Raw genomic sequence first — 13,462 nt, forward strand, 5'->3', positions numbered from 1 at the left:
TGGGCAATTTATTTGGGTATTAATGATTATTTTTCACAAAAGGAAAGCGTTTGATGATTTTGTTTACAGGCTGATCAAAACAGGCTATAATTGTTATTATAGGCTTAAGAGCTTGGGCAACTACGCATATTTCGTAGCTGATGTTTTGTATTCTACTTACAGAAGGATACGGTATTACCCTTGTTTTTAAAATAAGGAAGGAATAGAACATGGAGAATGGATTTGAAAAAATGGGCTTGTCCTCTGTTTTGACGGAAGCATTGTTGAAACAAGGAATAGAAACGCCCACAGAGATACAGAAGCATATGATACCCTATATTTTAACAGGCAAAGATGTGATCGGCCGATCCGAAACCGGTTCGGGAAAAACGTTAGCATATCTTTTGCCTATTTTTCAACGTTTGGATTTGGGAGTAAAGGGTGCGCAAGCAATTATTTTGACCCCTACCCATGAGTTGGCTGCACAGGTGTTTCATCAGGCACAACTTTTGGAGGAAAACAGCGGACTGGATATTGGCTGTATGCTCATTATTGGTTCTGCGGGGCCTCAGCGTCAATTGGAAAGATTAAAGGAGAAACCACGTATTCTCATTGGTTCCACTGGGCGAATTTTGGATTTTATTAAGCGGAAGAAGTTACCCGCTCATTTGGTGAAAACCATTGTGTTGGACGAAGGAGACCGCCTTTTAGAGGATGGAAATTTTGATGATGTTTCCAACGTTGTGAAATCTACGCTAAAGGAGAGGCAGATTGTTTTGCTATCTGCCTCTGTTGATGAGGAAACAAGGGAGCGCAGCAAAAAGCTGATGAAGGAAGATTGTCTATTTATTGAGGCAAAGACAGGCAGTCTGGTTCCTCAAGGCATCTCCCATTATTATATTCTGACAGCTCAAAGGGATAAGTTTTTACAGCTTCGTAAAATTTTAGCTGGAGAAAAACCGGAAAGAGCCATTGTTTTTTTGAATAATCCTGAAAATATTGAGGTTACGGTGGATAAGCTTTGTTTTCATGGCATAAAGGCAGCGGGAATTTACGGCAAAGCGGCAAAGCTGGACAGAAAAAATGCTTTGGAGGATTTTCGTAATGGCAGAGCAAATGTATTGGTAGCATCCGATATTGGAGCGAGAGGTTTGGATATTGAAGGGGTGACCCACATTATCAATATGGACGTGCCCGAGGAACCAAGTCATTATCTCCACAGAGCAGGACGCTGCGGCAGAAAAGGTGAAGAAGGCACGGCAATCACCTTGGTTACACCTTATGAAAGACGATGGGTGCATAAGTATGAAAAGGTGTGGGGCCTTCGGTTTGTGCAGAAAGAAATGGCCTTTGGAAAGTTGGAAAACAGTGCCATGACCAAAAAAGACTTAGATAGACCACAAAAAACAAAAAAGATGACAGATGAAGAATTTAGCGAAAAATCTAATGTTTGGGCGGAAAAACCAAAAAAAGAGGCAAAAGTTACGTATAAGGCAACAGTGAAAGGGAAGGATAAAAAAGAGCCTCAAAAAGAGGAACTAGGTTTTTTTGCGAAAAAAGCAAAAAAACAAGCAGAAAAAGCTAAAAATAAGCTGGAAAACCAAAAAAAATAATTGTTCTAATGCCTAGAATAGGGTATGATAGATAGGTAAAAAGATTTATTTGAGGAGGTACTAATTATGAGTGACAAATGCGGATGTGGATGCGATCACGAACATGACCATGAACATGAAGAAATGGGATTGGAAACAATGTTTTTAACATTGGATGATGATACTGAATTGGAATGCGGCATTTTGGGTGTATTTGAGGTTGAAGGTGTGGAGGACAAGCAGTTTATTGCTTTAATGCCTTTGGAGGATGAAACCGTATTGCTGTATGAATACAAAGAAGTTGGCGAAGAAATCGAGTTGGAAGTCATCGAAGAGGATGCACTGTTTGACAAAGTTTCTGCTGCATTCAATGATTTGTTTGAGGACGAAGACGAAGAATAAAATGGACTCAGTAGGGGTGTCGGCTTAGCCGGCACCCTAGGCTTTATCTGAAATTTAGAACGAAGGGAAATCATTATTATTTTTCTGAAACAATGTTTAAAAGTAAAATAAAAACGCCCTTCGTCTTAACTAGGAGGTAACAAAATGTTTGCAAAAAAAATAGTGCCTATGATTCTGGCGGCAGTATTTAGTTCAGCCATGTCTCTTACGGCATTTGCAGGATGGCAGGATGGCAACCCTTTGGTTGCTCATGCGCTGGGCGAATCCCGCGGGAAAATTGAGACAAATGCAAAAGAAGCATTTTTGGAATCATGGGGAAGCGGATTTCGTGCTATGGAAGTAGATTTTACCTACACCTCAGATGGCGTTTTGGTTGCTCGTCATGATTTTGAAGCCGATGGCTCTTATTACCGCTTGGAACAGGATGCAAAGTCACCCTTAGTGATGGATCGCAATACTTTCCAAACCAGTAAAATATGCTTTGACCAGACACCGCTGACCGCTGTGGATGTATTGAGTTTAATGGTGGAATATCCTGATGTTTATTTGATTACAGACACAAAGGATACAGATAAGGCTACTGTGGAAAAGCAATTTAAAGACCTAAAACAAATTGCTGAGGCCATGGAACAGCCACAAATTTTGAATCGGATTATTCCTCAGATTTATAACGAAGAAATGTATGATTGGGTGAAGGATATTTATCCTTTTCAAGAGTGGATATATACGCTTTATTTAAATTATTATCCTGATTATCCAAAGATTGCAGAATTTTGTGAAGCAAAAGGCATTGGGACAGTAACCATCGAGAATGCCCGTGTCACAAAGGACGTGGTTGATACTCTTCATGCAAAGGAAATTAAGGTATATGCCCATACCATTAACCGTTATAAGCAATTTCAAGATTTACTAGCTTTGGGAATAGACGGTATTTATACCGATCGCATTAAGCCTTATGAATTAAAATGGGTTGGTCTTTCCGACAACCGAAAGGTGGAGAAAAAAGAGATTTCTCTGGGAAACGGCGAGATTACTTTAGATACCCTTAAAATTTTCAATGAGGATTATGTACCTTTACGTCAACTTGCTTCTCTAGGAAAAAAATTTGATGTGCAATTTGACAGTCAAAGTGATTCCATGAACCTAATCTCGGGTAGGTCATTCTCTTCTTTAGGAAATGAACTGCTTATGAATCACAGTGGAAATTTAATAATGGAAAAAGCGAAGTTTCGTTTGACATTTAATAATAATGAAACAAAAATTCGTCCTATTTTAGTGGATGGAGAGGTATATGTTCCTTTGGCTGCAATGACTCAGCTTTTGGGCTTAAATGCATAATAAAGGATGCCCTTGACAAGGGATGTAAAACGTGCTACTTTAATGGAAACGAATCATATTTTTGCTGGGGGTGCCGTCATCGGCTGAGAATCAAGCAAGCAGCTTGTTACCCTTTCTACCTGATCTGGATTATACCAGCGTAGGGAAGCGTTATACTTCAAAATCAGGCGCAGCAAACGAGAAATCGTGGCTGCGCTTTTTTATGAAAAATACCTTGTTTTCTCGGGTGCGCTTTCTGGATAGGGAAGTCTTGCACCAGGATAGACACCCTTAGCCACACTATAAAAAGGAGAGAATCTATCATGAAAACAAGAAAGCTTACAATTTCAGCAATGTTTATCGCCATTGGTGTACTGGCAGGGAATTTAATTTACATACCTGTGGGTGCGTCTAAGTGCTTTCCCATTCAGCATACCTTGAACATTTTGGCGGCGGTGCTTCTAGGCCCTGCTTATGGAGTGGTAAATGCTTTTTGTATTTCATTGCTGAGAAATTTTATGGGAACAGGCTCTTTATTGGCTTTCCCGGGCAGTATGGTTGGGGCGCTTTTGGCAGGATACATATATAAATTAACCAAAAACAATTATTTAACAGCAGTGGCAGAAGTATTTGGAACGGGGGTTTTAGGCGGTCTTTTGGCTGTACCCATTGCCATTTTTACCATGGGCAAAGCGGTAGGCGCGTTGGCTTACGTTCCTGCTTTTTTACTAAGCTCTTTCGGGGGCAGTATTGTGGCAGTTTTACTATTGCAATCCGCTTATTTTGTAAAGACAGTCTCAAAAACATCTTAATCTTTTGGAGGTTGATAGAATGAAGCACGTTTTAACAATAGCAGGCTCGGATACTTGCGGGGGCGCAGGCATACAGGCAGATTTGAAAACTTTTTCCGCCTTGGGAACCTATGGCATGAGTGTCATCACGGCGGTGACGGTGCAAAATACCCAAGGGGTTTTTGGTTGCCAGGATATAACCCCTGAGATTATTGGTGGGCAAATTGATGCCATTTATTCAGACATTGCAGTGAGCGCAGTAAAAATTGGGATGGTCTCTCAAATTGAGACCATTCATGTTATTGCCGACAAGCTACTGGAGCATCATGCAAAAAATATTGTAGTTGATCCTGTTATGATTTCAAAAAGCGGCTTCGATTTGATGCAACCCGAAGCAAAGGATATATTGATTCAGCGTTTGATTCCTCTGGCTTATGTAGTAACCCCTAACCTTCCCGAGGCAGAGGTGATTACAGGCATGAAAATTGATGATTTATCATCTATGGAGGTGGCGGCGAGAAGAATTTTTGAGATGGGCGCAAAAAATGTATTGATCAAAGGCGGCCACCTAGAGGGAACTGCTACGGATTTATTGTTTGACGGGGAGAAAATTACGCTGTTGCATTCTGACCGCATAGAAACCAAGAACACCCATGGCACAGGTTGTACCCTTTCCTCTGCAATTGCGGCCAATTTGGCTAAGGGAAAAAGTGTTGAGGAGGCAGTGCATATTGCGAAGGCATATATTACTGTGGCAATTGCCCACAGTTTGGAGATTGGCAAAGGAGTTGGCCCCACAAACCATTTTTACGAGTTATACAATAAAGCGGGAATTTGGGACGAAGTGAAAGACTGAAAAAGGGGATTAGCATAGCAAGAAAGGCAATTGGAAAACAAGAATGGACTTTACAAACAAAATCGTATATGTAAGGCGGGGTTGATTCAGGGGTGATAACCATTGAAGGTATCACATAGACCTAGGATTCTTCATTGGATTATTTATTACTTTTTAACAGGGCTAGTACTATCAAAATTACCATGGCTACGTCTGTGATTAGAGTTACTGGTATAGCTATGGAAATGTTTTTGTGCTCCATAAATCTGGTGACAATCAGTATTGCGATGGTTATAAGGACTAGTATAGATTTTATTTTTTCTCTGGTCATATGATTTACCTCTCTAAAATGATTGTATTTATAAATTATAGCATAAAATTTCCATTTTAAAAATGAAATAACTACACAGTTACTCTTTGGGGACAATGGGGCGTCGGCTGAACAAAAGCCACGCCCTAAGTGTTATTTGTTACCAATAGGCGTATTAATAGAATTTTCATTGTTTTTTTTCCCATAGAGGAATATAATGAAAAACGACTCTGACGATTTTTGTAGAAAGGACGTTTTTTCCCTTATGGATAAGAAATTATGGAGGTTGTATTTTAAAACATTATTGTTTACCTTGATGGGACTTTGCGGGGTCTTAGCAATTTTGTACGGCATTTTTATGTATATGGTGGGCGGATTAAACCGTCAAAGTGTGGATGAAAGTTCTCTGTCGGTAAACGAGAACTTAAACGTATATGGAAATCAGGGAATTATGAATATTGCTTTATATGGCATTGATTCTCAGGACAAAGGAAACAAAGGGCGCTCGGATGCCATATTAATTGCTTCTGTCAATGGCAAGACAGGAAAAATCAAGCTGATATCCATTGCAAGAGATACATATGTTGATGTGCCTGAACATGGGAAGACAAAGATAAACCATGCCTATGCCTATGGCGGCCCTGAATTGGCAATTCAAACAATTAATGAGAATTTTCATTTAGATATTAAGGATTATGTTTCTGTTAATTTTGATTCATTAGCAGATGTAATTGATGAATTGGGTGGTGTTGATTTGGAGGTCAGCGAAGCTGAGCGAAAACAGATCAACAATTACCTGTTAAAAGGTGAGAAATTGCAGGAATCCGGTCAAGTGCATTTGACAGGCCCTCAGGCAGTAAGTTATTCTCGAATCAGAAAAATTGATGGAGACGTAATGAGAGGTGAGCGTCAGCGTAAGGTTCTGGAGTGTCTATTTAAAAAAGCTCTGGAAATCAACCCTTTGGCCTATCCTTCTTATGTAAGAAAGTTTGCCCCTATGGTGGAAACCTCTTTAAGCAATGATGAGATTTTGAAAATTGCTTCTGCTGGAATGAAGAGCGGCGTTTCTTTGGAGCAAGCAGGCTTGCCAAATGAAAATATCAAAGCCGGTGGCCAAACCATTAAAGGGGTGTGGTACTATGTATACGATATTGAGCAGGCAGCAGATATGATTGAAGATTTTATATATCACGATATTCCTTTTGACCAATATGGCAAGGATGTGGCTGAGGAAGATGCTGCAGAGTAAAAATTGTGAATTATTTATGAACATTGTGCAGAAAAATCTTGAAAATAAGTGGTAAAAAACGATTTGAAATTTTTAAAGATGGATGTTCCTTTGAAAAGTTTAAACAAACATTTAAAACTAGTAGGTATTTTTGTGCAAAGTGCTAAGAATAGATTAAATGGGAAGTTAGATACAAAAAAATGGAATTGACAAACCATGAGAAATTAGTATAATGGAGAATAACTTAACATTATTGAAAAAGGCTGCGAAAAGAAGAGTACATCGTGGATGATTTTACAGAGAACCTCCTATAAAGCTGAGAAGGAGGAAATTCGAAAATGGTGGAAGATGGTCTTGGAGCTGCGCACCGAGAGGTTTAACCTTTAGGCTGCGACGGGAGCGCCCGTGATAGCGACGGAGTATCGGCACAACATGCCTGTACTTGCAGAGACGATAGCTGTGAGGCTATGGTGAATTAGGGTGGTAACACGAAGCGTATGCTCTCGTCCCTGAGACAGAAATGTCCTAGGGAGAGAGCTTTTTTTACTGGAAAAATCTTGATTCCCCAAAGACATGATGCAGTAAAGTGATTTTAGGTAAGAATAAGGTAATGTGCTTTACCCAGTGGAGGATATAGGTTGTTTCATGACTTTTGAGTTCTAGAAATGAATCTAATCTCCTTATTTAAAAAAAGCTTGAAAGTACGTAGTTTTTTCATAGGGTGTGGACGCTATTCCACCCTGAATAAATACAACCTACCGGGGGTTGTATTATAGAAATTTCTTATGGCATGCAAAAGGAAAAGGTGGTAAAGGTATGGAAAAAAAGGAGATTATGATTCGCTTAGAGGGCGTGTCAAAAAGCTTTCCTCAAAAAAAAGGTTCTTTAGAAGTTTTAAAGGAAGTTGATTTGGAGATCGCAAGGGGAGAAGTTTTCGGAATTATCGGTATGAGTGGTGCGGGCAAAAGTACGTTGGTACGTTGTATCAATCTGCTAGAAAGACCCACCAGCGGGCGGGTTTATTTAGATGGACAGGAGCTTACTTGTCTGGCGGAAAAAGATTTAAGACAACAGAGACATTCCATGGGGATGATTTTTCAACAGTTTCATTTGTTAATGCAAAGAACTGCCCTGGAAAATGTTTGTTTCCCTTTAGAAATATCAGGTGTATCCAAGGAAAAGGCAAAGGCAAGAGCAGTGGAATTGCTGGAGCTGGTTGGTTTGGGTGAGCGTTTAGGTGCATATCCTTCTCAGCTTTCTGGTGGGCAGAAGCAAAGGGTTGCGATAGCTAGAGCATTGGCAACAGAGCCAAAGGTGCTTCTATGCGATGAAGCAACCAGTGCCCTTGATCCCAACACAACGGCAGGGGTTTTACGGCTTTTGAAAGATATAAATGAGAGATTAGGCATTACCATTGTGGTGATTACTCACGAAATGAGTGTAATACAAGAAATTTGCAATCGGGTTGCCATTATTGATGGTGGTTTGATTGCCGAAATGGGCGGTGTGGAGGAAATCTTCCGTGCACCTAAAACAAAAGCAGGCAGAGAATTGGTTTATCACGAGGGCAAAAACAGAGAGGCCATTGAGGGTCCTATTGCAAATTGTTATCGTGTGGTATTCCGTGGTGGCATTTCCGGTGAGCCGATTTTAGGGAATATGATGTTGGAATGCAACGCTGTTGCTAATATTCTTTCAGGCAATACACGTATGTTAGACGGCAGGGTGTATGGGCAAATGATGATTCAACTTCCTGATGAGAAAAAAACCAGAGAAAAAATGCTGACATATTTGAAGGAAAGAGATGTTGAGATAGAGGAGGTTCAGTATGTTTAAAGAGGGAATGATGGCCTTAATTGGCACCGCATTTTGGGAAAGTATTTATATGACATTGATTTCCACTTTTTTTGCTTACTTAATTGGCATTCCTATGGGACTCATATTGATTATGACGGATAAAGAAGGGGTTCATCCCATGCCCATTGTTCATCAAATTTTAGGGGCTATCATAAACATTGTACGTTCTGTTCCTTTTTTAATTTTGATGCTTACCATTATGCCTTTTACGAAAAAAGTAGTTGGCACCACCATTGGTCCTAAAGCTGCAATTGTTGGCCTTTTGGTTGCGGCGGCACCTTTTATCGCTAGACTGGTGGAATCTTCCTTAAAGGAAGTGGAAAAAGGAGTGATTGAGGCGGCGCAGTCCATGGGGGCCTCCCCTTTGCAGATTCTGGTAAAGGTGTTAATTCCTGAGGCAAAACCTTCCTTACTGGTGGGTAGTGCCATTGCTGTGACAACGATTCTGGGCTATTCCGCTATGGCAGGTTTTATCGGCGGCGGCGGCTTGGGTGCAGTAGCCATCAACTATGGTTATCTTCGAGGGCAGACGGATATTATGTATGTCATGGTAGTATTACTTGTAGTAATCGTACAGATTCTACAGGAAGTGGGTATGCAGGCTGCAAAAAGAACTGACAAACGTTTGTAAACCAATCAAGGTTTCAATATAGAAAAAAGAAAATAGGAGGGAATTTACTATGAAGAAATTTTTTGCATTATTATTAACCGGTGCTTTGGCACTGGGTGCTGCGGGCTGCGGCAGTAAAACAGATAAAGCAGCGGATGCTGAAAAGCCTGAAACAACAGGTACGGAGGCGATAACATTAAAGATCGGTGCATCTCCCACACCTCATGCGGAAATTTTAGAGGCTGCAAAGGAAGAATTGGCTGCAAAGGGAATCAATTTGGAAATTGTGGAATTTACAGATTACGTTTTGCCTAACATGGCACTGGATAGCGGAGACTTGGATGCAAACTATTTCCAGCATTTACCTTATTTAGATTCTTTTAATGAGGAACATGGCACAAAGCTTGTGAGTTTGGGTGCAGTGCACTATGAACCCATGGGTATTTACAGCAAGAGTATCAAAGATTTAGCTGAATTGCCTGATGGTGCAAAGGTTGGTATCCCAGCAGATGGCACCAACGGTGGACGTGCGTTGTTATTGCTGGAAGCAAATGGCTTGATTAAATTGGATCCTGCTGCCGGTACATCTGCAACAAAGCTTGATATTAAAGAAAATCCTAAGAATATTGAAATCATTGAAATGGAAGCGGCGCAGTTGCCTTTATCCATTGGCGATTTGTCTATCGCAGTTATCAATGGTAACTATGCAATGCAGAATGGTTTGAAAACTGAAGATGCGTTGGCAATGGAAGCGGCAGATTCCTTGGCAGCAACAACCTACGCTAACATTATTGCAGTAAGAGCTGGGGATGAAACAAGACCTGAATTGGTTACTTTGCTTGAAGTATTAAACAGCCAGACAATCGCTGATTATATCAATAATACTTACGGCGGCGCAGTTGCTCCTACAGCAAAAAACTAAGCTGATCATTTGCTACTAGAGGTGGTATCATGATAGTTTTGATTGAACCGACTGAGGAATATATTATTTCTTATAGTGAAGTATTAGATACTGTGGCTAGAGAGAAAATTTACCTGGCAAAGCTGGAGGGATTCCCTATAGAAGAGACGAAAACCTTTATGAGGAATACCATAGAGAGGAAAACACCTTTTCTTCTGGCGGTCAATACGGATACAAACCAAGTTGTTGGTTGGTGCGATGCACAACCAAGGACTGAGAAAATAGGCTATCTTGGACTAGGTTTGTTGAAGGACTATCGTGGACAGGGAATAGGAAAACAATTGGTTTGTGCTATATTGGAACAGGCAAGAACATTTGGATATGAACAAATGGATCTTGAGGTTCGAGGGAGCAATGTTAGAGCCATTGGATTATACCAAAGCATGGGTTTTTCTCAAGTGAGTAAAGTGGAAAATGGCCTTATTCTTGGAAATAACACAGACGATGTGATTCAAATGACATTAAAGCTATAAAAAAAAGACTTTCCATTATAAAAAGTGGGAAGTCTTTTTTTGCTTACTTTGCAGCATATGCATTATTCGTCTATTTTTAAACTTGAGGTATCATAGGCTACTTTTGCATGGTTTTTCTGCAAAAGAATTTTTTCAATACAAACCTTGGAGGCTGTATCAAGCTTTTCGCGAAAAACGTTACCTTTGCGGTATACGCCGTCCTCTTCCTTGGAAAAGAATTCATCCTGGGTATATATTTGATATTGATAGGATTGAGATTGATTTGACCTAATTTCGCCACAAAGAAATTCTTCTGTCTGATAGATAAAAATTTGATATGTAGCAGTTGTATTATTTTGAAATCGATAATCAAAATAGTTATAAACAATGGAAGTACCCAAACCAAAGGGCACATTACGTTTACAGTCGGGAAATAAATCCAGCTGATCATGCTGATGCCGTTCTACAACATTGAGAGGAGTGTGAAGAACCATCCAATGAATCAAATTTGTAAACTGGCACATTCCGCCGCCCACATCCTGAGAGGGGCTTCCCATTTTAATGGCAAGCCCTGTTTTATAGCCTTTTGCCTTGGTGGTATTGCCCACTAGGTTCCAAAAAGAAAAAATTTCTCCCGGGTAAATCAATACGCCATTCACCAGAGGTACTGCTAAAGATAGATTATGAACCTTATTTTCCTGAAGTGCCATATCGACACTGCCTAGTTTTCGACGCATGAAAGAGCTATGAGAATATATTTTGTGGGGCAATGGCGAGATAGACTTTGCTTTTGCAAATTTATCTTTGCTTGCAAAATTTGTTATATGTCGTAAAAGAATACATTTTTGCCTTGAAATTTCGTATGTTAAAGGACTTAGTTCACAAAACAACTTTCGTCCCACAATATATGCACCCCCTTTTCTAGGTTATTGCTTTCCTGTGGAGCCGATACCACCTCTATTTTCATTGCCTAGATTCTCTGTTTCCTCAAAGGCGATTTTCGGTTGGTGCTCAAAAATACGGAACTGGCAGATACGGTCGTTTAGCTCTATTACTGTATCCCGCATAGCAAAAGCGGGGAAAAACCATTGGTCATTATTACCGCAATAGCTTTCATCCACAATGCCGCAATGGTTTGTTTGAATGACGCCAAAATTTTTGAAGGTGGAGCTTCGGGGTACAATGTGTGCCTCAAAGCCCTTAGGCAATTCCATTGCTATGCCAAGAGGAATTAAACGGAATTCACCCTGTTTTAGTTCAACTCTTTCTGCTGCTCTTAGGTCAATCCAATCTGACTTTCCATCTATATAGCGTAGCTTTTCAATTTTGTCACTTATATATCTAATTCTGATGGTTTCCATAAAATTTCCTTTCTTACTTTGGGTGATAAAGATATAGAGAACTATTTTTGATTGATTTTTGTACATCAATAATTCTTTGATTGGAGCTGCCTTTCCAATGAAGCTTAGGATCCTTCAGATCTGCAACGAAACGTCCATCAACCAGCACATCAATATATTCCATGATTGGTAGAGCGCTGATTTCTTCCCAATGATAACCTGTATATAACCATATGGTTTTATCGGGAAAGCGCTCTTTAATTTGTTTTGCCAAAGCTGTTACTTCTTGGCGGTTTCCCATAAAAAGAGGGTCGCCGCCACTGAAGGTAATTCCGTTGGTATAATCATGATTCAGTGCATCAAAAAGCTCATGCTCTGCCTCTTGGTCAAAGGGGAGTCCTCCGTTTGGATCCCATGTGATAGTGTTATGGCAGCCTTTACAGCCATGGTCACAGCCGGAAAGCCAAAGTACAACACGAAGGCCTTGGCCATTTAGCATATCGTCCTTCGTAATATTATGATAACGCATATGTTACATACTCTTCCTTTCTGCAATTTCTGCCATTTTTGCTTCGTTTAGGCGGGTATCGCCTTTTACCCTGGAATAGGAGAGATAACCGTTCATACGATCAATTTTTGTTAGGTTATGACTTCCGCATTTGGGGCATACATCCATCTCTAATTCCTGATGGCCACAATCGTCGCAATAAGCCAGAGAAAGGTTGACTCCTTCGTAAAATCCCATTTTCATAGCGCGGCGGATAAGGGTGCGGATAGCATCCAAATTATAATCAATAGGATATTTCACATACTGAATTTTTCCGCCATTAAATAGATCCCAAAAACGATTTTCTAGATTTTGCTTTTCAATGGGGGTGATATCCTCTGTTACATGGCAATGAAAGCTATTGCTTACATACGCTCTATCGGAAACATGTTCGATGACGCCATATTTTTTACGGAACTGAGTTACCTGCAAGCCGCAAAGACTTTCTGCAGGGGTACCGTAAATGGCATAAAGATTACCGTCTTCTTCTTTAAACTGGGTGATTTTTTGATTAATATGTTCCAATGTTTCAAGGGCAAACTGACCATCCTCAACTAAGGATTTTCCATTATGCAGCTCTTGCAATTCATTCAAAGCAGTGATCCCAAAGGAAGCGGTAGCAGCCTTCAAAAGAGGCTTGATTTTATCATGAAGACCTAAGTGGCCACCGTAAAATCCGCCTTCGCAGTAGGCCAAGGGGTTGGTGGAAGCACGCATTTCTCCTAAATATGCATAAGTACGCACATGAAGATTGCGGATCAGTTCCAGATAATAGTCTAAAACTTCATAAAAGGGCTTGCTTTCCTGCTTTGCTTTGGCATAAATCATAGGCAGATGCAAGCTGACAGCGCCGATATTGAAACGCCCTACGTAAACGGGCATATCTTCTTCATCGGCTGGCTTCATACCCCCACGCTCAAACCAGGGGGACAAAAAGGCGCGGCAACCCATTGGGCTAATGATTCTGCCATATTTTTTGTAGATATCTGCCACATAACCATCCCCTGTTAGGCTCAGCCAATCGGGATACATGCTTTTTGAGGAGCATAATATGCCAGCTTCAAAAACATCTTCTGATGCTTTGCCCTCTCCATGAAGGTTTTCATCATAGAGAAAAACAAGTTTAGGAAATAGTACAGGCTTTTTACAATTTTTCTTGCCTTGACCTTTTCTGCGCACATTCAACATGGTGATAGATGCTAATTTTGCAAATTTACCTGTGCCTGTGCCAAAACTCATTG

Annotated in this window: 15 protein-coding genes and 1 riboswitch; of the genes, 11 read left to right on the top strand and 4 right to left on the bottom strand. The window is 40.4% G+C overall.

Translation table 11 applies throughout. The annotated features are described in order from the left end of the window. From RTK36_RS14225 to RTK36_RS14275, 11 genes are all read left to right on the top strand, one after another. A partial coding sequence (locus RTK36_RS14225) for a hypothetical protein (RefSeq protein WP_312047903.1) occupies positions 1 to 190 on the top strand: 190 nt, incomplete at its 5' end. Positions 191 to 209: 19 nt separating this feature from the next. Beyond that, a complete protein-coding gene (locus RTK36_RS14230; RefSeq protein ID WP_312047904.1) occupies positions 210 to 1,592 on the top strand; it encodes a DEAD/DEAH box helicase in 1,383 nt (460 codons plus the stop codon). A gap of 66 nt (positions 1,593 to 1,658) precedes the next feature. Further along, entirely contained in the window at positions 1,659 to 1,973 is a 315-nt protein-coding gene (locus RTK36_RS14235; protein ID WP_312047905.1) for a DUF1292 domain-containing protein, read from the top strand. A 144-nt stretch (positions 1,974 to 2,117) separates the two neighbouring features. Then, entirely contained in the window at positions 2,118 to 3,311 is a 1,194-nt protein-coding gene (locus RTK36_RS14240) for a glycerophosphodiester phosphodiesterase family protein (protein ID WP_312047906.1), read from the top strand. Between the two features lie 56 nt (positions 3,312 to 3,367). Beyond that, a riboswitch (TPP riboswitch) is annotated at positions 3,368 to 3,474 on the top strand. A 139-nt stretch (positions 3,475 to 3,613) separates the two neighbouring features. After that, entirely contained in the window at positions 3,614 to 4,102 is a 489-nt protein-coding gene (gene thiW / locus RTK36_RS14245) for an energy coupling factor transporter S component ThiW (RefSeq protein ID WP_066053301.1), read from the top strand. A 19-nt stretch (positions 4,103 to 4,121) separates the two neighbouring features. After that, complete coding sequence (gene thiD, locus RTK36_RS14250; protein ID WP_312047907.1) at positions 4,122 to 4,937, top strand: bifunctional hydroxymethylpyrimidine kinase/phosphomethylpyrimidine kinase; 816 nt, start codon at positions 4,122 to 4,124, stop codon at positions 4,935 to 4,937. A 506-nt stretch (positions 4,938 to 5,443) separates the two neighbouring features. Beyond that, positions 5,444 to 6,475: an LCP family protein gene (locus RTK36_RS14255; protein ID WP_312047908.1), complete on the top strand. Its 1,032-nt coding sequence runs from the start codon at positions 5,444 to 5,446 to the stop codon at positions 6,473 to 6,475. Positions 6,476 to 7,270: 795 nt separating this feature from the next. Then, positions 7,271 to 8,290 carry a methionine ABC transporter ATP-binding protein gene (locus RTK36_RS14260; RefSeq protein ID WP_312047909.1) on the top strand — a complete coding sequence of 340 codons (1,020 nt, stop codon included), beginning with the start codon at positions 7,271 to 7,273 and terminating at the stop codon, positions 8,288 to 8,290. Positions 8,291 to 8,297: 7 nt separating this feature from the next. Next, positions 8,298 to 8,942 (top strand): methionine ABC transporter permease, encoded by a 645-nt coding sequence (locus RTK36_RS14265; protein ID WP_334308130.1) that lies wholly within the window; start codon positions 8,298 to 8,300, stop codon positions 8,940 to 8,942. 49 nt (positions 8,943 to 8,991) lie between these two features. Continuing rightward, positions 8,992 to 9,843, top strand: a complete 852-nt coding sequence (locus RTK36_RS14270; RefSeq protein ID WP_312047911.1) for a MetQ/NlpA family ABC transporter substrate-binding protein — start codon at positions 8,992 to 8,994, stop codon at positions 9,841 to 9,843. Between the two features lie 29 nt (positions 9,844 to 9,872). Further along, complete coding sequence (locus RTK36_RS14275) at positions 9,873 to 10,355, top strand: GNAT family N-acetyltransferase (protein ID WP_312047912.1); 483 nt, start codon at positions 9,873 to 9,875, stop codon at positions 10,353 to 10,355. 62 nt (positions 10,356 to 10,417) lie between these two features. Here RTK36_RS14275 and RTK36_RS14280 read toward each other — a convergent pair whose 3' ends face one another. From RTK36_RS14280 to nrdD, 4 genes are all read right to left on the bottom strand, one after another. Then, the gene (locus RTK36_RS14280) at positions 10,418 to 11,236 is read right to left on the bottom strand and encodes a VanW family protein (RefSeq protein WP_312047913.1); all 819 of its coding nucleotides are present in this window, start codon (positions 11,234 to 11,236) and stop codon (positions 10,418 to 10,420) included. A 24-nt stretch (positions 11,237 to 11,260) separates the two neighbouring features. Next, positions 11,261 to 11,695 carry a dUTP diphosphatase gene (locus tag RTK36_RS14285; protein WP_312047914.1) on the bottom strand — a complete coding sequence of 145 codons (435 nt, stop codon included), beginning with the start codon at positions 11,693 to 11,695 and terminating at the stop codon, positions 11,261 to 11,263. 13 nt (positions 11,696 to 11,708) lie between these two features. Continuing rightward, positions 11,709 to 12,203, bottom strand: coding sequence for an anaerobic ribonucleoside-triphosphate reductase activating protein (gene nrdG, locus RTK36_RS14290; protein ID WP_312047915.1), 495 nt, complete (start codon positions 12,201 to 12,203; stop codon positions 11,709 to 11,711). 3 nt (positions 12,204 to 12,206) lie between these two features. Beyond that, the coding region (gene nrdD, locus RTK36_RS14295) for an anaerobic ribonucleoside-triphosphate reductase (protein WP_312047916.1) at positions 12,207 to 13,462 on the bottom strand (1,256 nt) is incomplete at its 5' end.

Source organism: Anaerotignum sp. (assembly GCF_031981185.1).
Classification (GTDB): domain Bacteria; phylum Bacillota; class Clostridia; order Lachnospirales; family Anaerotignaceae; genus Chakrabartyella.

Bases quoted from the DNA above. Each gene is read 5' to 3' on its own strand.
- RTK36_RS14275 (WP_312047912.1), top strand. From the start codon at position 9,873: ATGATAGTTTTGATTGAACCGACTGAGGAATATATTATTTCTTATAGT.
- RTK36_RS14230 (WP_312047904.1), top strand. From the start codon at position 210: ATGGAGAATGGATTTGAAAAAATGGGCTTGTCCTCTGTTTTGACGGAA.
- RTK36_RS14285 (WP_312047914.1), bottom strand. From the start codon at position 11,695: ATGGAAACCATCAGAATTAGATATATAAGTGACAAAATTGAAAAGCTA.
- RTK36_RS14265 (WP_334308130.1), top strand. From the start codon at position 8,298: ATGATGGCCTTAATTGGCACCGCATTTTGGGAAAGTATTTATATGACA.
- RTK36_RS14270 (WP_312047911.1), top strand. From the start codon at position 8,992: ATGAAGAAATTTTTTGCATTATTATTAACCGGTGCTTTGGCACTGGGT.
- nrdG (WP_312047915.1), bottom strand. From the start codon at position 12,203: ATGCGTTATCATAATATTACGAAGGACGATATGCTAAATGGCCAAGGC.
- thiD (WP_312047907.1), top strand. From the start codon at position 4,122: ATGAAGCACGTTTTAACAATAGCAGGCTCGGATACTTGCGGGGGCGCA.
- thiW (WP_066053301.1), top strand. From the start codon at position 3,614: ATGAAAACAAGAAAGCTTACAATTTCAGCAATGTTTATCGCCATTGGT.
- RTK36_RS14260 (WP_312047909.1), top strand. From the start codon at position 7,271: ATGGAAAAAAAGGAGATTATGATTCGCTTAGAGGGCGTGTCAAAAAGC.
- RTK36_RS14240 (WP_312047906.1), top strand. From the start codon at position 2,118: ATGTTTGCAAAAAAAATAGTGCCTATGATTCTGGCGGCAGTATTTAGT.
- RTK36_RS14255 (WP_312047908.1), top strand. From the start codon at position 5,444: ATGAAAAACGACTCTGACGATTTTTGTAGAAAGGACGTTTTTTCCCTT.
- RTK36_RS14235 (WP_312047905.1), top strand. From the start codon at position 1,659: ATGAGTGACAAATGCGGATGTGGATGCGATCACGAACATGACCATGAA.